Annotated in this window: 19 protein-coding genes and 1 tRNA gene; 15 read left to right on the top strand and 5 right to left on the bottom strand. The window is 67.6% G+C overall.

Translation table 11 applies throughout. The features are described from left to right. Window positions 1-81 precede the first annotated feature (81 nt). From rsmB to Q3A80_RS21800, 10 genes are all read left to right on the top strand, one after another. Window positions 82-1,470 (top strand): 16S rRNA (cytosine(967)-C(5))-methyltransferase RsmB, encoded by a 1,389-nt coding sequence (rsmB, locus tag Q3A80_RS21755; protein ID WP_446330945.1) that lies wholly within the window; start codon window positions 82-84, stop codon window positions 1,468-1,470. Then, entirely contained in the window at window positions 1,467-2,057 is a 591-nt protein-coding gene (locus Q3A80_RS21760) for a DUF4390 domain-containing protein (RefSeq protein WP_151064086.1), read from the top strand. The genes rsmB and Q3A80_RS21760 overlap by 4 nt, the downstream gene beginning before the upstream one ends. Next, entirely contained in the window at window positions 2,047-4,461 is a 2,415-nt protein-coding gene (gene esaS, locus Q3A80_RS21765; RefSeq protein ID WP_446330946.1) for a sensor histidine kinase EsaS, read from the top strand. Before Q3A80_RS21760 ends, esaS begins: the two co-directional genes overlap by 11 nt. Continuing rightward, the gene (esaR, locus tag Q3A80_RS21770) at window positions 4,462-5,163 is read left to right on the top strand and encodes a response regulator transcription factor EsaR (RefSeq protein WP_446330947.1); all 702 of its coding nucleotides are present in this window, start codon (window positions 4,462-4,464) and stop codon (window positions 5,161-5,163) included. It begins immediately after the preceding gene. A 61-nt stretch (window positions 5,164-5,224) separates the two neighbouring features. Next, window positions 5,225-5,300 (top strand) — tRNA-Phe (locus tag Q3A80_RS21775). A 349-nt stretch (window positions 5,301-5,649) separates the two neighbouring features. Continuing rightward, on the top strand, window positions 5,650-6,384 hold the full coding sequence (gene queC / locus Q3A80_RS21780; protein WP_446330948.1) for a 7-cyano-7-deazaguanine synthase QueC: 735 nt from the start codon (window positions 5,650-5,652) through the stop codon (window positions 6,382-6,384). Between the two features lie 75 nt (window positions 6,385-6,459). Then, window positions 6,460-7,092 carry a 7-carboxy-7-deazaguanine synthase gene (queE, locus tag Q3A80_RS21785; protein WP_446330949.1) on the top strand — a complete coding sequence of 211 codons (633 nt, stop codon included), beginning with the start codon at window positions 6,460-6,462 and terminating at the stop codon, window positions 7,090-7,092. Window positions 7,093-7,110: 18 nt separating this feature from the next. Next, complete coding sequence (queD, locus tag Q3A80_RS21790; protein WP_006755431.1) at window positions 7,111-7,563, top strand: 6-carboxytetrahydropterin synthase QueD; 453 nt, start codon at window positions 7,111-7,113, stop codon at window positions 7,561-7,563. Window positions 7,564-7,900: 337 nt separating this feature from the next. After that, window positions 7,901-8,686, top strand: coding sequence for an HpcH/HpaI aldolase family protein (locus Q3A80_RS21795; protein ID WP_446330950.1), 786 nt, complete (start codon window positions 7,901-7,903; stop codon window positions 8,684-8,686). Then, window positions 8,683-9,459, top strand: coding sequence for a tetratricopeptide repeat protein (locus Q3A80_RS21800; RefSeq protein ID WP_446330951.1), 777 nt, complete (start codon window positions 8,683-8,685; stop codon window positions 9,457-9,459). The genes Q3A80_RS21795 and Q3A80_RS21800 overlap by 4 nt, the downstream gene beginning before the upstream one ends. Window positions 9,460-9,561: 102 nt before the next feature. Here the strand turns inward: Q3A80_RS21800 and rodA are convergent, their stop codons facing one another. The 5 genes from rodA to Q3A80_RS21825 form a co-directional block, all read right to left on the bottom strand. Further along, window positions 9,562-10,710, bottom strand: a complete 1,149-nt coding sequence (gene rodA, locus Q3A80_RS21805; protein ID WP_446330952.1) for a rod shape-determining protein RodA — start codon at window positions 10,708-10,710, stop codon at window positions 9,562-9,564. Window positions 10,711-10,721: 11 nt separating this feature from the next. Beyond that, window positions 10,722-13,019 carry a penicillin-binding protein 2 gene (mrdA, locus tag Q3A80_RS21810; protein ID WP_446330953.1) on the bottom strand — a complete coding sequence of 766 codons (2,298 nt, stop codon included), beginning with the start codon at window positions 13,017-13,019 and terminating at the stop codon, window positions 10,722-10,724. A gap of 112 nt (window positions 13,020-13,131) precedes the next feature. Then, a complete protein-coding gene (gene mreD / locus Q3A80_RS21815; protein ID WP_009687274.1) occupies window positions 13,132-13,644 on the bottom strand; it encodes a rod shape-determining protein MreD in 513 nt (170 codons plus the stop codon). Next, window positions 13,644-14,726 (bottom strand): rod shape-determining protein MreC, encoded by a 1,083-nt coding sequence (gene mreC, locus Q3A80_RS21820; RefSeq protein WP_446330954.1) that lies wholly within the window; start codon window positions 14,724-14,726, stop codon window positions 13,644-13,646. Before mreC ends, mreD begins: the two co-directional genes overlap by 1 nt. Window positions 14,727-14,865: 139 nt before the next feature. Beyond that, window positions 14,866-15,909: a rod shape-determining protein gene (locus Q3A80_RS21825; RefSeq protein ID WP_004189550.1), complete on the bottom strand. Its 1,044-nt coding sequence runs from the start codon at window positions 15,907-15,909 to the stop codon at window positions 14,866-14,868. Window positions 15,910-16,277: 368 nt separating this feature from the next. Between Q3A80_RS21825 and gatC the strand changes: the two genes are divergently transcribed. From gatC to Q3A80_RS21850, 5 genes are all read left to right on the top strand, one after another. After that, window positions 16,278-16,577 carry an Asp-tRNA(Asn)/Glu-tRNA(Gln) amidotransferase subunit GatC gene (gatC, locus tag Q3A80_RS21830; RefSeq protein ID WP_446330955.1) on the top strand — a complete coding sequence of 100 codons (300 nt, stop codon included), beginning with the start codon at window positions 16,278-16,280 and terminating at the stop codon, window positions 16,575-16,577. A gap of 66 nt (window positions 16,578-16,643) precedes the next feature. Beyond that, window positions 16,644-18,134 (top strand): Asp-tRNA(Asn)/Glu-tRNA(Gln) amidotransferase subunit GatA, encoded by a 1,491-nt coding sequence (gatA, locus tag Q3A80_RS21835; RefSeq protein ID WP_446330956.1) that lies wholly within the window; start codon window positions 16,644-16,646, stop codon window positions 18,132-18,134. 2 nt (window positions 18,135-18,136) lie between these two features. Next, window positions 18,137-19,609: an Asp-tRNA(Asn)/Glu-tRNA(Gln) amidotransferase subunit GatB gene (gatB, locus tag Q3A80_RS21840; protein ID WP_446330957.1), complete on the top strand. Its 1,473-nt coding sequence runs from the start codon at window positions 18,137-18,139 to the stop codon at window positions 19,607-19,609. 126 nt (window positions 19,610-19,735) lie between these two features. After that, a complete protein-coding gene (locus Q3A80_RS21845; RefSeq protein ID WP_446330958.1) occupies window positions 19,736-20,575 on the top strand; it encodes a polyphosphate kinase 2 family protein in 840 nt (279 codons plus the stop codon). 88 nt (window positions 20,576-20,663) lie between these two features. After that, window positions 20,664-21,437: an exodeoxyribonuclease III gene (locus Q3A80_RS21850; protein WP_446330959.1), complete on the top strand. Its 774-nt coding sequence runs from the start codon at window positions 20,664-20,666 to the stop codon at window positions 21,435-21,437. Window positions 21,438-21,718 lie beyond the last annotated feature (281 nt).

The raw sequence follows: 21,718 nt of genomic DNA on the forward strand, positions 1-21,718 counted from the left end.
AATGCGCGGTTTGGAATCGCGGCGGCCACGCGGCCGCATGGTTCCCGCGGCTCGCCGCGCCCGATTGCCGATCTTGTTCCGATGACACGAACCCGTTCCTCCGCCCAGTCTTCCGCCGGCCGCCCTGCGCGCCTGTCCGCGCTGCACCTCGCGCCTGATTCGCTGGGCTTCGCGCTCGACTCGGCCGCGCAGGCAGTCGACGCGGTGCGGCGCGGCACCGCGCTGCCCGCGGCACTGGCTTCGGTGTTCGCGCAGATGCCGGCCGGCGCGCAGGCGCTGGCGCGCGGCGCGACGCAGGACGTCGCGTACCGGACGATGCGTCGTCTCGGCAGCGCAGACTGGCTGATCGGCCGGCTCGTCAGCAAGGCGCCGCCCGCGCACGTGCATGCGGTGCTTGCCGGCGCACTCGCGCTGCTGCTCGATCCGGAGGACGCGGCCGCATATTCCGCGTTCACGATCGTCGACCAGGCCGTGACCGTGATCGGCGCGCGGCGCGAATACGCGTTCGCGAAGGGGCTCGTCAATGCGGTGCTGCGGCGTTTTCAGCGCGAGCGTGATGCGCTCGTCGCCGCGATGCAGGACGATCCGGTCGCACGCTGGAACTACCGCCCGTGGTGGATCGACGCGGTGAAGCGCGCGTGGCCGGACGCATGGCAGGCGATCCTCGCGGCCGGCGAGCGCCAAGGCCCGCTGACGCTGCGCGTGAACGCACGCCGTGCGAGCGTCGACGCGTATCTCGACACGCTGCGCGCGAGCGGGATCGACGCGACCGCGATCGGCCGCCATGCGGTGCGGCTCGCATCGGCGCTGCCGGTCGATCGCATTCCGGGCTTCGGCGACGGCGTCGTATCGGTGCAGGACGCCGGCGCGCAGCTCGCAGCCGAATGGCTCGGTGCGCGCGACGGCATGCGCGTGCTCGACGCATGCGCGGCACCGGGCGGCAAGACCGGCCATATCCTCGAGCTCGCCGACGCGGAAGTCGTTGCGCTCGAAAGCGATGCGAGCCGCGCGGCGCGCATCGGCGAGAACCTCGCGCGCCTGTCGCTCGCGGCCGACGTGCGCGTCGGCGACGCCGGCGCACCCGGCGCGTGGTACGACGGCCGCCCGTTCGACCGGATCCTTGCCGACGTGCCGTGCTCGGCGTCGGGCATCGTGCGCCGCCATCCCGACATCCGCTGGCTGCGCCGCGAAGCCGACATCGCGGCGCTCGTCGCGGAACAGCGCCGCATCCTGACGGCGTTGTGGCCGCTCGTGAAGCCGGGCGGCGAGCTGCTCTACGTGACCTGTTCGATCTTCCCCGAGGAGGGCGAATTGCAGGCCCGCTGGTTTGAAGCGGCCTGTGAAGATGCGGTACGATTGGACGCGCCCGGCCAACTGCTGCCGGGCGGCGTGCACGGCGCGACGGCCGGCGCACTCGACCAGAACACCGATCACGACGGATTCTTCTACGCGCGGTTTCAGAAACGGTGACGATCAAACACCTTTTTCCACTTCGGCTCGCGGCCGTCCTGCTGGTCGCGCTGGCGCTGTGCCTGGCTGTCGTTCGGCCGGCGCGCGCCGAATCGATCGCCGTGCAGCGTGCCTCGCTGCAGGCTGACGGAAGCGGCTGGAGCCTCGATGCCCGCTTCGATTTCGAACTGAACCCGAACCTCGAGGATGCGGTCAACAAGGGCATCCCGCTTTACTTCACGACGGACTTCGAACTGAGCCGCGCGCGCTGGTACTGGTTCGACGAGCAGCCGGTGTCGGTGTCGCAGACCATCCGCCTGTCGTTCCAGCCGCTCACGCGCGAGTACCGCGTGTCGACCGGCGGCTTGCAGCTCGGCTTCCCGTCACTGAAGGATGCGCTTGCCGTCGTGCGGCACATCACGTCGTGGCACGTGATCGACCGCAACCAGGTGCGTGCCGGCGAAACCTACACGGCCTCGGTGCGGATGCAGCTCGACACGGCGCTGATGCCGAAGCCGTTCCAGGTCGACGCGGTCAACAACCGCGACTGGACGCTCGGGTCCGACTGGAAGCGCTTCAACTTCACGGTGACCGAACGTGCTAAATAAAGTGCGCCGCGCGGCCAGCGGGAAGAGCCTCCTCGTTCGCGTGATCGTGTCGACCGTCGCGATCACCGCGCTGCTGCTGCTCGTGCTGCTCGCGGCCGCGAGCGCGAACACCGAATTCTTCGACCGCTACTACTCGTGGCTGTACGCGATGAACATCGTCGTCGCGCTCGTGTTCCTGCTGGTGGTGCTCGGGCTGATCGGGATGATCGTCGTGCGCCTGCGGAAGGGCAAGTTCGGCACGCGGCTGCTCGCGAAGCTCGCGGTGTTCTTCGCGCTCGTCGGCGTGGTGCCGGGCGGGATCATCTACATCGTGTCGTACCAGTTCGTGTCGCGCAGTATCGAGTCGTGGTTCGACGTGAACGTCGAGACCGCGCTGACGGCCGGCCTGAACCTCGGCCGCGGGATGCTCGATGCGTCGCTGTCCGACCTGCAGACGAAGGCGCGCCTGATGTCCGACCAGCTCGCGAGCGTCGATGCGAACACGAACGGCACGACGCTCACGCTGCTGCGCCTGCGCGACCAGTTCGGCGTGCAGGACGCGACGATCGTCGAGCCGAGCCGCGGCGGCTCGGGCGCTGCGCCCGACCTGCACATCGTTGCGCAGGCATCGGGCAATTTCGCCGCGCTGATTCCGGACGACCTGCCGACGCCGCTGATGCTGAGCCAGGCGCGCGAACACGGCGCGTACGCGGCGATCGAGGGCGAAGTCGACGGCGATCCGCGCGCGCACGGCGCGAAGGGCGCACTGCGGCTGCGCGTCGTGCGGCCGATTCCGGACGCGACCACGTCGCTGCTGCAGCCGGCGGAGCGGTTCCTGCAGCTCACGCAGCCGGTGCCGCCGACGCTCGCGCACAACGCGGACGCCGTGCAGCGCGCATATCGCGAGTACCAGGAAAAATCGCTCGGCCGCACGGGCCTGCGCAAGATGTACATCGGCACGCTGACGCTCGCGCTGTTCCTCGCGACCTTCATCGCGATGATGCTCGCGCTCGCGCTCGGCCAGCAGCTCGCGCGGCCGCTGTTCCTGCTCGCGCAGGGCACGAAGGAGATCACGGAGGGCGACTACACGCCGAAGCGCGAGATCAAGTCGCGCGACGAGCTCGGCTTCCTCACGCAGTCGTTCAACGCGATGACGCGCCAGCTGTCCGAGGCGCGGCTCGCGGTCGAGAAGAACCGGATCGCGCTCGAACATTCGAAGACGTATCTCGAAAGTATCCTCGCGAACCTCACCGCGGGCGTGTTCGTGCTCGACCGCCAGTTCCGGCTGACGACGGCCAACCGCGGCGCCGAACGCATCTTCCGGCAGCCGTTCGGTTCGATGATCGGCACGGCGCTCGACCGGATCGGCGTCGTCGCGGAGTTCGGCGCGATGGTGCGCAAGGCGTTCGCCGATCGCGAAGCGGCGTCCGACGGCGGCAGCGGCGATCGCGGCCACTGGCAACAGCAGTTTGCGATCGAAGTGCCCGGCGAAGCCGATCCGCTGACGCTGCTCGTGCGCGGCACGCGCCTCGTGTCGACGGTCGAAGGCGAGGCCGACGATCCGCAGACGTCCGGCTACGTCGTCGTGTTCGACGACATCTCCGACGTGATTTCCGCGCAGCGTTCGGTCGCCTGGGGCGAGGTCGCGCGACGGCTCGCGCACGAGATCAAGAACCCGCTGACGCCGATCCAGCTGTCGGCCGAGCGGCTGCAGATGAAGCTGTCCGACAAGCTCGAGCCGCACGATGCCGATGTGCTGAAGCGCGGCGCGACGATGATCGTGAACCAGGTGGCCGCGATGAAGCGGATGGTCGACGATTTCCGCGAATACGCGCGCACGCCGCCGGCGGTGCTCGCGAACCTGCAGCTGAACGAACTGGCGAGCGAGGTGCTCGGCCTGTATGGTGTCGGCGAAGGCAAGAGCGCGATCGTCGCCGAGCTCGCGCCGTCGCTGCCGGTGATTCGCGGCGATGCGACCCAACTGCGCCAGGTGATTCACAACCTGCTGCAGAACGCGCAGGATTCGGTCGCGGACGTCGCGCATCCGCGTGTGTTGATCGAAACCAAGACAGTAGAATATGGCGATCCCGACGCCGAGGGCAAAACGCGCGTCGCGGTACGTCTTACCGTGTCCGACAACGGGCCCGGTTTTCCGGCACGCATCCTGACCCGTGCGTTCGAGCCTTACGTGACGACGAAGGCGAAGGGCACGGGGCTCGGGTTGGCCACGGTCAAGAAAATCGTCGACGAGCACGGCGCGCGGATCGATCTGCGCAATCGCATGCACGGCGAGACCGTCGAGGGTGCGCAGGTGTCGATCCTGTTCCTGCAGATGGCGAGCGATACGCCAGGCGCCGAACATGGCGCGCAGGGCGGGGCGGCCCCCGCTAAGACAAAAGCAAGTGTGCAGACAAAGGCAGCGTAAATGGCAACCATCCTGGTGGTAGATGATGAAATGGGCATCCGGGAATTGCTCTCGGAGATCCTCAGCGATGAAGGACATGTCGTCGAGGCGGCGGAGAACGCGCAGGCCGCGCGGGAATACCGGCTGAATCAGGCGCCCGATCTCGTGCTGCTCGATATCTGGATGCCCGATACCGACGGCGTCACGCTGCTCAAGGAATGGGCGGCGCAGGGCCTGTTGACGATGCCCGTGATCATGATGTCCGGGCACGCGACGATCGACACGGCCGTCGAGGCGACGAAGATCGGTGCGCTCGATTTCCTCGAGAAGCCGATCGCGCTGCAGAAGCTGCTGAAGTCGGTCGAGCACGGTCTCGCGCGCGGCGCGGCGCCGGTGTCGGTCAACGCGGCGGCGAAGGCCGGCGGCGGCCAGGCGTCGGGGCCGGCAGCGGTCGCGTCCGCGGCGGCATTGCCGACGCTCGGCGACGACATGGCCGCGGCGCTCGGCCTCGCGGGGCAGACGGCCGCGATTCCGTTCGACATCCCGTTGCGCGAAGCGCGCGACGCGTTCGAACGCGCGTACTTCGAATATCACCTCGCGCGCGAGAACGGCAGCATGACGCGCGTCGCGGAGAAGACGGGCCTCGAGCGCACGCACCTGTATCGCAAGCTCAAGCAGCTGGGTGTCGAGCTCGGCAAGAAGCCGACGGAAGGCGCCGCGTAAAAATATTTCGCCAAAACCCTTGCGCAAGGGCTGAGGGCTCGATATACTTTCATTCTTCGTTGGCCCGGTAGCTCAGTTGGTAGAGCAGCGGATTGAAAATCCGCGTGTCGATGGTTCGATTCCGTCCCAGGCCACCAGCATTTAAAACCCCAAGAATCGGAAGGTTCTTGGGGTTTTTCGTTTGTGGTGGGTTTGCGCGGCATCGGCGCGTGCCCGGCAGCATTCGCCGGGGCATGATAAAATCCGTGCCCGCTCAATGACTTAGCGCATCGCTTCATGCGGCCCGGCCGGCTGCCCGCACGCGCCGCCGTGACGCGCGGCAACGATGCCGTGCGATGCGCGGTATAAGCGCGCCGCCGCGTTCGCGGCCCGGCCCGCTGCCTATACTGGTCGAGCCGGCGCAGGCCGGCACGCGTCGGGCCGCCCGGCGGCAGCCGGCCCCGGCGCGCAGCGCGACGCGAGCCTACACATTCACGGAGTATCACGGTGATTCGGACAGACGCTAAAGACGGCGCGCTCGTGTTGTTTTCCGGCGGGCAGGACTCGGCCACGTGCGTGGCCTGGGCCCTCGAACGCTACCAGACGGTCGAGACGCTCGGCTTCGATTACGGCCAGCGCCACCGCGTCGAACTCGAATGTCGCGAAGGCGTGCGCGAAGCGCTGAAGCGTCAGTTTCCCGCATGGGCGGACCGCCTCGGCGACGATCACATGATCGACCTGTCGGTGCTCGGCGCGATCAGCGATACCGCGATGACGCGCACGATCGAGATCGAGACGTCGGCGAACGGGCTGCCGAACACGTTCGTGCCGGGCCGCAACCTGCTGTTCATGACGATCGCCGCCGCGATCGCGTATCGTCGCGGGTTGCGCGTGCTGGTCGGCGGGATGTGCGAGACCGACTTCTCGGGCTACCCCGATTGCCGCGACGACACGATGAAGGCGCTGCAGGTCGCGCTGAACCTCGGGATGGACACGCGCGTCGTGCTCGAGACGCCGCTGATGTGGCTCGACAAGGCGCAGACCTGGCAACTCGCCGAGCAGCTCGGCGGCGACGCGCTCGTCGAACTGATCCGCGTCGAGACGCACACGTGCTACGTGGGCGAGCGCGCGGAACTGCACGACTGGGGCTTCGGCTGCGGAGAGTGCCCGGCCTGCAAGCTGCGCAAGCGCGGCTACGAGGCCTACCTGAAGGGCGAGCGGGTGACCGAAGCGCCGCTGTGAGGCGCTTGCGCGGGCAGCGCTTGATGGACAACGGATTCTGATCGACAACGAGCGGCGCGAGCCGGACGAAGCACGATGACTTACGCGGTCAAGGAAATTTTCTACACGTTGCAGGGCGAGGGCGCGAACGCGGGCCGGCCGGCCGTGTTCTGCCGGTTCGCCGGCTGCAATCTGTGGTCGGGCCGCGAAGAGGATCGTGCGGACGCCGTGTGCCGCTTCTGCGATACCGACTTCGTCGGCACCGACGGCGAGAACGGCGGCAAGTTCAAGGATGCCGAAGCGCTCGTCGCGACGATCGCCGGCCTGTGGCCGGACGGCGAGGCACACCGCTTCGTCGTCTGCACGGGCGGCGAGCCGATGCTGCAGCTCGACCAGCCGCTCGTCGACGCGCTGCACGCGGCCGGCTTCGAGATCGCGATCGAGACCAACGGGTCGCTGCCCGTGCTGGACACGATCGACTGGATCTGCGTGAGCCCGAAGGCCGACGCGCCGCTCGTCGTCACGAAGGGCAACGAACTGAAGGTCGTGATTCCGCAGGACAACCAGCGGCTTGCCGACTACGCGAAGCTCGATTTCGAGTATTTTCTCGTGCAGCCGATGGACGGCCCGTCGCGCGACATCAACACGAAGCTCGCGATCGACTGGTGCAAGCGGCATCCGCAGTGGCGGCTGTCGATGCAGACCCACAAATATCTGAACATTCCCTGAGCCACGGCTTTTGACATCGTGCTGATTACCCGAAAACTCGAATTCGACGCGGGCCACCGCATTCCCGATCACCGCAGCCAGTGCAGGAACCTGCACGGCCATCGCTACGTGCTCGAAGTCACGCTGCGCGGCGATCTCGTCGATACCGAGGGGGCGCCCGACCGCGGCATGGTGATGGATTTTGCCGACGTGAAGGCGCTCGCGGTCGAGCATCTCGTCAACAAGTGGGATCACGCGTTCCTGGTCTACGCGCGCGACGAGGTCGTGCGCTCGTTCCTCGAGCAGATGGCCGACCACAAGACCGTCGTGCTCGACCGGATCCCGACCGTCGAGAACCTCGCGGCGATCGCGTTCGACATCCTCGCGAACGTGTACGACGCGCACTACGGCGTGAACCTGCGCCTCGAGCGCGTGCGCCTGTACGAAACGCCGAACTGCTGGGCCGACGTCGAGCGCGACCCGGCTCGCTGACGTTCCCGCATTCCCGCGTCGGCCCGCGCGCTCGCGCGGCTGCCGGCCGGCAACCACCGCCTGCGGCGCCCGATCGGTCCGTCCGGCCGCCGCTTTCCGCCTGGTCCCACATCCGCTTACCGCCGCGCTATGATCGTTGCGTGGCACCCGAAAGCGCGTCCGCGCGCGGCCGCGCGGCCCCGCGCTGTCAGATCGGCCGGCCAGCGCCGGCCAACGTTCCAGCGCGCTGTCCGCTGCAGCCGCCGTGCTGCGCTGCACGACGCGTTGCACCCGCTTCCGCCTGTTCTGCCCGTTGCTTGTCCCGTTCGATTGCCGTTCCGTCCAGGAGCCCGTATCGATGAGCACGCTCACCAATTCCCTCAAGCAGCGTCTGCACGACGGCGACGAGCCGCTGTACGGCCTGTGGCTGTCGCTCGGCTGCGATTCGGCCGCCGAGGCGCTTGCGCACGCCGGCTATGACTGGCTCTGCATCGACATGGAGCACGCGCCGAACGACAGTCGCGACGTCGCGTCGCAACTGCGCGCGCTGGCCGCCGCGCATCTGCCGAGCGAGCCCGTCGTGCGCGTGCCGGGTCGCGAGCCGTGGCTCGTGAAGCGCGCGCTCGACGCCGGCGCGCGCACGCTGATGTTCCCGTGCATCGAGACGCCCGACGACGCCGCGCACGCGGTGCGGCTCACGCGCTTTCCGTCGCCGGATTCGCCGGACGGGCTGCGCGGCGTTGCCGGGATGGTGCGCGCGGCCGCGTACGGCATGCGCCGCGATTACCTGCAGACGGCGAACGCGCAGGTCGCGGTGATCGTGCAGATCGAATCGGCGCGCGGGATCGACGAAGTCGAGCGGATCGCCGCGACGCCGGGTGTCGACTGCCTGTTCGTCGGCCCGGCCGATCTTGCGGCGAGCTTGGGCCATCTCGGCGACAGCCGCCACCCCGACGTCGAAGCCGCGATGGCGCGCGTGCTCGCGGCCGGCAAGCAGGCCGGCGTCGCGGTCGGCATCTTCGCGAGCGATGCGGCAATCGCGCGCCAGTATCGCGAGGCAGGCTACCGGATGATCACGCTGTCGGCCGACGTGACGTGGCTGCTGCGCGCGACTCGGCAGGCGCTGCAGGAGGCGCGGTCATGAACGGCGACGGTGGTGCGGGCAGGGAACGCGCGCGGCGCGCGGTCGGTGCGCGCGGGCGAATCGGCGCGACGCTCGCGCTATGGGCCGTATGCGTGGCCGCATCGGCGCAGAATGCGCCGCACGCGAAGCCCGATCCGGCGCACGAGACGCAGTCGGCGGTCGCTGACTACAACGCCGGCGACTATCGCGCGGCGCTGGTGCAGTTCCACGACGCGGCCGAGCGCGGCGACCGGCTCGCGCAGTTCAACTACGCGATGATGCTGCTCACCGGCGTCGGCGTCACCGCGAACGTCGACGAAGGGCTGCGCTGGCTGAAGCGGGCCGCCGACGCGAACATGTCGCATGCGCAGTACGTGTACGGGCGGATGTTCGACGACGGCGAGTTCGTCGCGCGCAATCCGGCCGAAGCGCACCGCTGGTTCCTGCGCGCGGCGAAGCAGGGGCACGTGCAGGCCGAGCTGTCGCTCGCGAACCAGTTCCTCGACGGACGCGGCACGCCGCGCGACAACCGGCAGGCGTTCGCGTGGTACAAGCAGGCGGCCGACGCGGGCGAGCCGACCGCGCAGTACGTGACCGCGTCGTTCTACGAGCGCGGCGGCGACGGCGTCACGCAGAACCTGAACATCGCGCGCGCGTACTACGCGGCCGCGGCTGCGCAGGGCGACGAGACGGCCGAACTGAAATTCAGGGAGCTGAGTGCGCGGCTGAAAACGCCGGAGCCGGCGTCGGGCGCCGGTGCGAACCCGGGAAGCCCGCGCGCGACGCCGCAGTGAGCGGGCGCGGCTTGCGGCATTTGCTTGCCACACAGTGAAAAACGGCGCCGACGCGCCGTTTTCCGTTGCTGCGAATGCGCGCGGCCGCGCGGTGCCGCGCCGTCAGCTCTTCATCAGCCGCCGCTGTCGCCCGACGCTCATGATCATCCCGATCGCGACGCCGAGCGTCGCGAGCGCGGTGCCGCCGTAGCTCATGAACGGCAGCGGCACGCCGACCACCGGCAGCACGCCGCTCACCATCCCGATGTTGACGAACGCATAGACGAAGAACGCGAGCGTGAGCGAACCGGCGAGCAGCCTGCCGAACAGCGTCGCGCCTTGCGCGGCGATGTAGAGCCCGCGCGCGATCAGCGCCATGTACAGCGTCAGCAGCACGAGGCCGCCGGCGAGCCCCCATTCCTCGGAGAACACCGCGAAGATGAAGTCGGTGTGCTTCTCCGGAATGAATTCGAGGTGGGCCTGCGTGCCTTTCAGGTAGCCCTTGCCGAGCACGCCGCCCGAGCCGATCGCGATCACGGCCTGGATCGTGTGGAAGCCCTTGCCTAGCGGGTCGGAGGTCGGATCGAGCAGCGTGCACACGCGGTGCTTCTGATAGTCGTGCATCAGCGGCCACTGCACTTCGGGCTGGCAGATGCGCTCCTCGAACACGGCGATCGAGCCGACCGCGATCACGCCGGCGACGAGCACCGGCACGATCAGCTTGAACGACAGGCCGGCGAGGTAGATCACGAAGAAGCCGGCCGCGAACACCAGCAGCCCGGTGCCGAGGTCGGGCTGTTTCGCGATCAGGCCGACCGGCACCATGAGGATCGCGAACGCGGCGATGAAGTCGTACCAGCGCAGCCCGCCTTCGCGGCGCTGGTAGTACCACGCGAGCATCAGCGGTGTCGCGATCTTCAGGATTTCCGACGGCTGGATCACGACGCCGACGTTCAGCCAGCGCTTCGCGCCTTTCTTGGTCATCCCGAACAGCGCGACCGCGACCAGCAGCGCGACCCCGAACGTATAGAGCGGGACCGCGAAGCGCATCAGCGTCGTCGGCGGAATGTTGGCGATCACCCACATCAGCACGAACGTCAGCAGGATGTTGCGTAGCTGGTCCTCGACGCGGCCCGGCATGTCGATCGCCGCGCTGTACAGCGTGACGATGCCGACGCACAGCAGCAGGAACACGATGAGGGCGAGCGGGCGGTCGAAGCCCGCGAACATCTGCTTGATCTTGTCGAGCCAGGCGCGCTTGTCGAATTGCATGCCTTTCTCCGTCAATGAGCGGTGCCGGCGTTCGCCGCTTTCGCGGCGGCCATGGCACGGGAGTTGTCGTCGCGCGTCGCGGCGGCGAGCGGCTGGCCGTCGCTCGCGGGCCGGCGCGGCCGGTGCGGGCGCCGGATCGGCGGCAGGCTCGCGGCGCGCGGCGCCGCGGCGCTCGCTTCAGCGGGCTGCGCCGCGCTCGACGCGTCGGGCGCCGCCGCGGCCGACGCCGCCGACGCTGCGTCCGCCGCACTCGCCGCACTCGCCGCACTCGCCGCGCTCGGCACGACCGGCTGCGGCAGCGCGGTGAAGCCGGCCGCGACGGCGGCGGGCTTCGACGCGTCGCCGATCACCGGCGCGCTCACCGGTTCGGTTGCCGACGCGGCGGCGGCCACCGCCGCGGCCTCGTTCTTCGGGTTCTGGCGCTCGACGAGGTAATAGTCGAGCACGCGCCGGGCGATCGGGCCTGCTGCCTGCGCGCCCCAGCCGCCGTTCTCGACGACCAGCGCGAGCGCGATCTGCGGATGGTCGACCGGCGCGTACGCGATGAACAGCGCGTGGTCGCGCAGGTGCTCGGCAAGCAGGTGGCCCTTGTAGTTCGAGCCCTGCAGCGAGAACACCTGCGCGGTACCGGTCTTGCCGGCCGCGAGGTACGGCGCGCCGCGGAATACCTTGTACGCGGTGCCGGACGGGTTCTCGATCACGTTCTCCATCCCGCGCTTCACGACGTCGATGTCGGCCTGCTTCAGCGGAATCACTTCGCTTTCCTTCGGCACCGTCAGGTGGCGCGCGCGCGTGATCGGATCCTCGACTTCCTTCACGAGGTGAGGCTTCATCACGACGCCGTTGTTCGCGAGCGTCGCGGTCGCGTGCGCGAGCTGCAGGATCGTGAACGAGTTGTAGCCCTGGCCGATCCCGAGGCTGATCGTCTCGCCGTCGAACCATTTCTGCTGCGCGGCCTTCTTGAACGCCTTCTTCTTCCAGTCGGTCGACGGCAGGATCCCGCGCGCCTCGCCCTGGATGTCGATGCCGGTGATCTGGCCGAACCCGAACGGCTTCATGAAGTTCGCGATCGCGTTCACGCCGAGGTCGCGCGCGAGCATGTAGAAGTAGGTGTCGTTCGACACCATGATCGCCTTGTTCATGTCGACCCAGCCCTGGCCGGAGCGCACGTCGTTGCGGAACGTATGGCCGCCGAACGTGAAGTAGCCGGGATCCTGGAAGCCCCAGCCGGGCGTGCGCTTGCCGAGCGTCAGGCCGGCCAGCGCCATGAACGGCTTGTACGTCGAGCCGGGCGGGTAGGTGCCGTGCAGCGGACGGTTCAGAAGCGGCTTGTCGGGCGAGTTGTTCAGCTCGTCCCAGGTCTGCTGGTCGATGCCGTCGACGAACGAGTTCGGATCGAAGCTCGGCGACGACACGAACGCGAGCACGTCCCCCGTCTTCGGCTCGATCGCGACGAGCGCGCCGCGCTTGCCGGCGAACGCCTGCTCGGCGACCTGCTGCAGCCCGATGTCGAGCGACAGCACGAGGTTGTTGCCCGGCGTCGCCTGCGTGCGCGATAGCGTGCGCACCGGCCGGCCGCCGGCCGTCACCTCGACTTCCTCGAAGCCCGTGAGGCCGTGCAGCTCGGTTTCGTAGCTCTGCTCGACGCCGATCTTGCCGATGTAGTCGGTGCCCTTGTAGTTGTTCGCGTCGCGGCGCGGATCGTAGTGTTCCTGGTCGCTGTCGTTGTCGTCGCTCATCGCGTCGATGCGATCCTGGTCGCGCTTCGAGATCCGGCCGATGTAGCCGATCACGTGCGCGGCCGTCATGCCGAGCGGGTACTGGCGGAACAGCCGCGCGCGCACGTCGACGCCGGGGAAGCGGAAGCGCTGCGCGGTGAAGCGCGCGACTTCCGCGTCGGTGAGGCGCGTGCGGATCGGCAGGCTCTCGAAGTTCTTCGAGTCTTCCTGCAGCTTCTTGAAGCGGCGGCGGTCGCGTGCGTCGATCGGGATGATCTCGGACAGCTTGTCGATCGTGTTGTCGAGCGTGTCGTCGAGCTTCGACGGCGTGATCTCGAGCGTGTACGCCGAGTAGTTCTTCGCGAGCACCACGCCGTTGCGGTCGGTGATGATCCCGCGGTTCGGCACGATCGGCGCGACCGAGATGCGGTTTTCCTCGGCCTGCAGCGCGTATTTGCCATGCTGCATCAGCTGCAGGTAGAAGAAGCGGCTCGCGAGCAGGCCGAAGCAGACGAACACGAACACGCCCGCCGCCGCGACGCGCAGGCGGAACTTCGAGAGCTGCTGTTGGGTGTCGTTGAATTCGGTCATGCGGTTACGTTCGATCCGGCCCGTGTGCGCGAAGCGCGCGCGGGCGAGGGGCCGCCCCGGAGCGCGGCGCGCGGCGGGCGTGGGGGCGGCGGGTAATCAAGGTCGGTCCGGCTCAGATGGGGCGCGTATCGTCCGGGTCGACCGGGCGGCGTTGCGGCATCAGCAGCAGGTGGCTCGCGATCGGCCACAGCGCGGCCTCGACGAAGCCGTCCACCAGATAGCGCCAGCCGGGAAACGCGGCGCCCATCACGAGGCGGATCACGAACGGCACCAGCTGCGCGACGACGAGCAGCGGCGTGACGTACAGCACCTGCACGCCGATCGGCATCCACAGCACGCGGCGATGGATCGTGATCGCGCCGTACGACAGCAGCGTGTAGGCGAGCGCGTGCTCGCCGAGCAGCCCCGCGTCGTGCACGTCCATCAGGATGCCGAGCGCGAACGCGACGCCCATCCCGACCTTGCGCGGCTGGTGGATGTTCCAGAACAGCAGCACGAGCGCGACGAAGTCGGGCACGCCGGGCAGGCGGCCCCACGGCATCAGGTTCAGCAGGAACGCGGCGGCGAGACTGAAGACGATGAAGTACGGATTGACCGGCTGCAGGATGTATTGCGGGCGGTTCATCACTGGGCTCCTGATTGCCCGGCCGCGGGCTTCGCGTTCGCGGCGGCGGGCTTGGCCGGCGCGACAGGCGCAGTCGGCGCGGGTTTCGCGCCCGGCGCGGCCGCGGCGGCCGGCTTCGCGTTGGGGTCGGCCTTGTCGGCCTTCTCGGCCTTGTCGGTTTTTTCACCCTTCGCGGCGGCCTTGGCGCCCTTCTTGCCCTTCGCGTTCTTCTCGGCGGCCGGGTCGGGCTCGGCCGGGCGCGGCGGGACGTCGTTCTGGTAGTGCAGCACGAGCATCTGCCGCGCGCCGCGCACGGCGGCCACCGGCGCGCACGTGACGCGCGCGAATGCGGTGTCGGCGAGCTTGTCGACGCGCACGACCTTCGCGACCGGCAGGCCCGGCGGATAGACGCCGTCGAGGCCGCTCGTGACGAGCTCGTCGCCCGCGACGAGGTCCGAACTCGTCGGCACGAAGCGCAGATCGAGCGAATCGCCCTTCGGCGTGCCGTATATCACGCTGCGCAGGCCGGTGCGCAACACCTGCACGGGAATCGCGAGATCGCGGTCGGTGATCAGCGTGACTTCGGCCTGCAGCGGGAACACGCGCGTGACCTGGCCGATCACGCCGTCCTCGCTGACGACCGGCGCGCCGTTCTGGATGCCCTGCTGCGAACCCTGCCCGATCACGATTTTCTGCGTGAACGGATCGCTCGTGTCGTACTGGATCTCGACCGGCGTCGATTGCGTCGCGATGTGCTGGCGCAGCTCGAGCACCGCGCGCAGATGGGTGTTTTCCTGCGCGAGCACCGCGGCCTGGTTGGCCTGCGTGGACAGTTGCAGGTTGCGCTTGCGCAGCGCGTCGTTCTCGTGGCGCAGCGATGCGCCGGTGACGGCGATGTCGGCCGCCCCCATGAACAGGTCGCGCGGCACGAGCGCCGCGCGTTGCAGCGGGTACAGCACGGTGCCGAGCACGCCGCGGAGGATTTCGAGCGTGCTGAAGCGCGCGTCCGATACGAGAAGCGCGATGGCGAGGGCGACGAAGAAGATGAGCCGCGCGAGCGCGGGCGGACCTTGCTTGAAGAGGGGCGGCGGACTGTATTCCATGGTCGGCGCCGGGCGCGTGGCGATCGGTTAAATAATGCTCAGACGCGCAAACGGCGTGGCGGTTCGTTCTGAACGAGCGAGCCGGCCACGCCGCGGGTGCGTCATATCAAACGGGACTGCTTAGGCGATCACTCGGCGATCACTCGTACGAGAAGATGCTGCCCAGCTTGTCCATGCGCTCGAGCGCCATGCCCGAACCGCGCACGACGCAGGTGAGCGGGTCTTCGGCGACGAGCACCGGCAGGCCGGTTTCTTCCGCGAGCAGGCGATCGAGGTCGCGCAGCAGCGCGCCGCCGCCCGTCAGCATCATCCCGCGCTCGGCGATGTCGGCGCCGAGTTCCGGCGGCGTCTGCTCGAGGGCGATCTTCACCGACGACACGATCTGGTTCAGCGGATCGGTCAGCGCTTCGAGGATTTCGTTGCTGGAGATCGTGAAGCTGCGCGGAATGCCTTCCGACAGGTTGCGGCCCTTCACTTCCATTTCCTTGACTTCGGAGCCCGGGAACGCGGAGCCGATTTCCTTCTTGATCGCCTCGGCGGTCTGCTCGCCGATCAGCATCCCGTAGTTGCGGCGGATGTAGTTGACGATCGCTTCGTCGAACTTGTCGCCGCCGACGCGCACCGAACCCTTGTACACGATGCCGCCGAGCGAGATCACGCCGACTTCGGTCGTGCCGCCGCCGATGTCGACGACCATCGAGCCGGTGGCTTCCGACACCGGCAGGCCCGCGCCGATCGCGGCCGCCATCGGCTCCTCGATCAGGTAGACCTGCGATGCGCCGGCGCCGTGCGCGGCTTCCTTGATCGCGCGGCGCTCGACCTGGGTCGAGCCGCACGGCACGCAGATGATGATGCGCGGCGACGGCGAGAACATGCGCGACTCGTGCGCCGTCTTGATGAACTGCTTGATCATCTGCTCGGTGACGGTGAAGTCGGCGATCACGCCGTCCTTCATCGGGCGGATCGCCTCGATGTTGCCCGGCACCTTGCCGAGCATCTGCTTGGCTTCCTTGCCGACCGCCTGGATCGTCTTCTTGCCGTTGGGGCCGCCTTCCTGGCGAATCGACACGACGGACGGCTCATCGAGCACGATGCCCTTGCCGCGCATGTAGATCAGGGTGTTTGCGGTGCCGAGGTCGATCGCCAGATCGTTGGAGAAGTAGCTGCGCAAAAAACCGAACATTCAGAATCCTGTTTCGCTCTGGGCCGGCCCTGCATAGCGAGCGCTGAGGGCGGCAGCGGAAAAAATAACAGCCTCGGGAAGCGTGACGGAAGTGGCCGCCGCGGCGCACGAAGCTGCGAGTGATGTCTACCGGGGATCGCACGAAGCACGCACGGCTTTGCCGAAACAGGGCGAAACGGTGCGGGAAAAGGCTGCCGGGTTTGGGTCGAACGCGTAATGATACCTTATAATTTCACCGTATTTGAATCGAAACGGGCGGTATTTTTGCCGCTTCGGCCCCGATTTTTGAGGGTGGGATCGCACCCTCCAACCCCCCGCCGCAGCGCTGCATTCGATGCGCTGCGCAGTCTTGTTTTTCCGGTGATCGCATGGCCCTGACCCTGACCGATGTGAAACGCATCGCGCACCTGGCGCGACTCGAAATGGCCGACGCCGACGCCGAGCATACGCTCGGCCAGCTCAATGAATTCTTCGGCCTCGTCGAGCAGATGCAGGCGGTCGACACCGCCGGCATCGCGCCGCTCGCCCACCCGATCGAACAGATCCAGGAAGTCGCGCAGCGCCTGCGCGACGACGCCGTGACGGAAGTCGTCGCTCGCGACGACAACCAGCGTCCGGCGCCGGCCGTCCAGGACGGCCTCTATCTCGTGCCGAAGGTGATCGAGTAAGCATTCGATGACAAGCGCGCCGGCGCCGCGCCGCGCGCCACCCAGAATTCCCAGGAAAACCACTCAATGCACGCAAAAAGCCTGACCGAACTGCGCGCCGCGCTCGCCGCCAAGGAATGCTCGGCCGTCGAGCTCGCGCAGCTCTACCTGAAACGGATCGATGCGGCACGCGACCTGAACGCGTTCGTCCACGTCGACGCCGACCTCACCCTTGCGCAGGCGAAGGCCGCCGACGCCGAGCTCGCGCGCGGCGCGGGCGGCGCGCTGACCGGCCTGCCGATCGCGCACAAGGACGTGTTCGTCACGCGCGGCTGGCGCTCGACCGCCGGCTCGAAGATGCTCGCGAACTACGAGAGCCCGTTCGATGCCACCGTCGTCGCCCGCCTGCAGGCCGCCGGCATGGTCACGCTCGGCAAGACCAACATGGACGAGTTCGCGATGGGCTCGTCGAACGAGAACTCCGCGTTCGGCGCGGTGAAGAACCCGTGGGATACGAGCGCGGTGCCGGGCGGCAGCTCGGGCGGCAGCTCGGCTGCCGTCGCCGCGCGCCTCGCGCCGGCCGCGACCGGCACCGACACCGGCGGCTCGATCCGCCAGCCCGCGTCGTTCGCGGGCGTGACGGGCATCAAGCCGACCTACGGCCGCGTGTCGCGCTACGGGATGATCGCGTTCGCGTCGTCGCTCGACCAGGGCGGCCCGATGGCGCAGAGCGCGTCCGACTGCGCGCTGCTGCTGAATGCGATGGCCGGCTTCGACGAGCGCGACTCGACGAGCCTCGAGCGCGACGACGAAGACTTCACGCGCCACCTCGGCCAGCCGTGGACGGCCGGCAGCGACGCGGGCAAGCCGCTCGCGGGGCTGCGCATCGGTCTGCCGAACGAGTATTTCGGCGACGGCCTCGCCGACGACGTGCGCGCGGCGATCGACGCGGCGCTCAAGCAATATGAAGCGCTCGGCGCGACGCTCGTGCCGGTGTCGCTGCCGAAGACGGAACTGTCGATCCCCGTGTACTACGTGATCGCGCCGGCCGAGGCGTCGTCGAACCTGTCGCGCTTCGACGGCGTGCGTTTCGGTCACCGCGCCGCGCAGTACGGCGATCTGCTCGACATGTACAAGAAGTCGCGCGCCGAAGGCTTCGGGCCCGAAGTGAAGCGCCGCATTCTCGTCGGCACCTACGTGCTGTCGCACGGCTATTACGACGCGTACTACCTGCAGGCGCAGAAGATCCGCCGCATCATCGCGCAGGATTTCCAGGAGGCGTTCAAGTCCTGCGACGTGATCATGGGCCCGGCTTCGCCGACGGTCGCATGGGATCTCGGCGCGAAGGGCGACGATCCGGTGCAGATGTATCTCGCAGATATTTACACGCTGTCGGTGAGCCTCGCGGGCCTGCCCGGCATGAGCGTGCCGTGCGGCTTCGGCGCCGGCGCGAATGCGAAGCGCCCGGTCGGTCTGCAGATCATCGGCAACTATTTCAACGAAGCCCGGATGCTGCAGGTCGCAGACGCGTTCCAGCGCGCGACCGACTGGCACAAGCAAGTTCCGGCGGGGGTATAAGCATGACTCAATGGGAAGTCGTCATCGGTCTCGAGACGCACGCGCAACTGTCGACCGTCTCGAAGATCTTCTCCGGCGCGTCGACGCAGTTCGGTGCCGAGCCGAACACGCAGGCGTGCCCGGTCGACCTGGCGCTGCCGGGCGTGCTGCCGGTGCTGAACCGCGGCGCGGTCGAGCGGGCGATCCGCTTCGGCCTCGCGATCGGCTCGACCATCGCGCCGCGCAGCATCTTCGCGCGCAAGAATTATTTCTACCCCGATCTGCCGAAGGGCTATCAGATCAGCCAGTACGAGATTCCGGTCGTGCAGGGCGGCCAGATCACGATCCAGGTGCCGGCCAACGAAAAAGCCGGCAAGGCCGCGTACGAGAAGACCGTCAACCTGACGCGTGCGCACCTCGAGGAAGATGCGGGCAAGTCGCTGCATGAAGACTTCGCCGGGATGACCGGGATCGACCTGAACCGCGCGGGCACGCCGCTGCTCGAGATCGTCACCGAGCCGGAAATGCGCAGCGCGGCCGAGGCCGTTGCCTACGCGAAGGCGCTGCACGCGCTCGTCGTGTGGCTCGGCATCTGCGACGGCAACATGCAGGAAGGCTCGTTCCGCTGCGACGCGAACGTGTCGGTGCGGCCGGTCGGCCAGGAAAAGTTCGGCACACGCGCCGAGATCAAGAACCTGAACTCGTTCCGGTTCCTCGAGGAAGCGATCAACTACGAAGTGCGCCGCCAGATCGAGCTGATCGAGGACGGCGGCGAGGTCGTGCAGGAAACGCGCCTCTACGATCCGGACAAGCGCGAGACGCGGTCGATGCGCAGCAAGGAAGACGCGCACGATTACCGCTACTTCCCCGACCCCGACCTGATGCCGCTCGTGATCGGCCAGGACTGGATCGAGCGCGTGCAGGCCGGGATGCCCGAGCTGCCGGCCGCGATGCAGCAGCGCTTCGTCGAGCAATATGGCGTGTCCGCGTACGACGCCGGCGTGCTTACGTCGAGCAAGGCGATGGCTGCGTACTTCGAGGCCGTGGTCGCGAAGGCCGGCGCGGCGAACGCGAAGATCGCCGCGAACTGGCTGATGGGCGACGTGTCGTCGCAGCTGAACCGCGACGGCATCGAGATCGACGCGATTCCGGTCTCGGCTGCGCAGCTCGCGCTGGTGCTGCAGCGCATCGCCGACGGCACGATCTCGAACAAGATCGCGAAGGAAATCTTCGCGACGATCTGGGACGAGAAGGCGACCGACGACGCTGCGGCCGACCGCATCATCGACGCGAAGGGACTCAAGCAGATCTCCGACACCGGCGCGCTGGAAGCGATCATCGACGAGGTGCTCGCGGCGAACGCGAAGTCGGTCGAGGAATTCCGCGCGGGCAAGGAAAAGGCGTTCAACGCGCTGATCGGCCAGGCGATGAAGGCGACCAAGGGCAAGGCGAACCCGCAGCAGGTCAACGAACTGCTGAAGAAGAAGCTGGGCTGAACATGGCCGCGCGCCTGAACCGCGCGTGAGCACGGGCCGCCGCCGAACCTGTTCGGGGCGGCCCGTCGCTTTGGTGCATGCGTTATCGTGTGCACGTGCGCATCGCACCGTCCAACGGAGGAACGAATGGCGAAACAACCGTCGCTCGACGATTACCGCGTGCCGTACCGCACGCGCGAGAAGGAAGCTGCCGCATTCAGGCTCGATGCGTTCGATCCGGGCGCGAAGCCGTTCTCGACGGGATCGAAGGAGGCCGACCGCGAGCGGCTCACAGCCGTGTCGACGGAGCTCGACGTCCAGCAGGAGCGCCTGCATACGCAGCAGAAGAAGCGCCTGCTGCTCGTGCTGCAGGGAATGGACACGAGCGGCAAGGACGGCACCGTGCGCGCCGTGTTCCGCGACGTCGATCCGCTCGGCCTGCGTATCGTGCCGTTCAAGGCGCCGACGCCGACCGAGGCCGCGCACGACTTCCTGTGGCGCGTGCACGCGCAGGTGCCGGCCGCGGGCGAGCTCGCGATCTTCAATCGCAGCCACTATGAAGACGTGCTGGTGCCGCGCGTGCTCGGCCTGATCGATGACAAGGAGCGCGAGCGCCGCTACCGGCAGATCCGCGATTTCGAGACGATGCTCGCGGAGAACGGCACGACGATCGTCAAGTGCTTCCTGCACATCTCGAAGGACGAGCAGCGCGAGCGGCTGCAGGCGCGCATCGACGATCCGACCAAGCACTGGAAGTTCGACATCGCCGATCTCGACGCACGCAAGCACTGGGATGCGTATCAGTCGGCGTATCGCGACGCGCTCGCCGCGACGTCGGCCGAGCATGCGCCGTGGTACGTGATCCCGGCGAACTCGAAGACCCATCGCAACGTGATGATTGCCGAGCTGCTGCTGCGCACGATGACCGACATGAAACTCGAATTCCCGCCGCCGAAGCCCGAGCTCGAGGGCGTGAAGATCCGCTAGGCTGCGATGCTGCGATGCTGCGATGCGCATCGAACCGAACAGAACTGAATCGAATTGACCTGACCTGAACTGAACAACGGAACCCGACATGATGCGAGTGATTACCGCCAACCTGAACGGCATCCGCTCGGCCGCGAAGAAGGGCTTCTTCGAATGGCTCGGCGAACAGAACGCCGATTGCGTGTGCGTGCAGGAAATCAAGGTGTCGGCCGACGACCTGCCGGCCGAATTCGTCGAGCCGCACGGCTTCAAGAGCTATTTCCATCACGCCGAGAAGAAGGGCTACAGCGGTGCGGGCGTGTACAGCCGCCACGAGCCCGATGACGTGATCATCGGCTTCGGCAGCAGCGAATTCGATCCCGAGGGGCGCTACGTCGAGGCGCGCTACGGCAAGCTGTCGATCGTGTCGGTGTACGTGCCGTCCGGCTCGAGCGGCGAGGAGCGCCAGCAGGCGAAGTACCGCTTCATGGACGAGTTCATGCCGCATCTCGCCGAGCTGAAGAAGCAGCGCGAGGTGATCCTGTGCGGCGACGTGAACATCGTCCACAAGGAAATCGACATCAAGAACTGGAAGAGCAACCAGAAGAACTCGGGCTGCCTGCCGGAAGAGCGCGCGTGGCTCACGCAGCTGTTCGACGACGTCGGCTACGTCGACGTGTTCCGCACGCTCGATCCGCGCCCCGAGCAGTACACGTGGTGGAGCAACCGCGGCCAGGCGTACGCGAAGAACGTCGGGTGGCGGATCGATTACCAGATCGCGACGCCGGGCGTTGCGGGCACCGCGAAGAGCACGTCGATCTTCAAGGACATCAAGTTCAGCGATCACGCGCCGCTGACGGTCGATTACGACTACAAGAAGTAATCGTCGTGGCCGGGCAATCCGGTCGCAGGATGCAGAACGGGCCGCATGTCGAACATGCGGCCCGTTTCGTTTTCGGATGGCGGCGATCGTTGCGTGCGCCCGGAGTCCATTTGCCTCGTGCGTTGGGTAGACGCCGCTTGCGCGCATGCGCGACTCATTTTCGAACTCATCCCATATTCGCGCCCGTTCAATTTATGGAGACTGTGTGACGCGCATTCGCGTGCTTTTCGAACATGCGACGCCGTCGTCACGGCCATTCGCAGGCCGTGATGATCCGTTTA

It is taken from the genome of Burkholderia sp. SR8 (genome assembly GCF_052851275.1).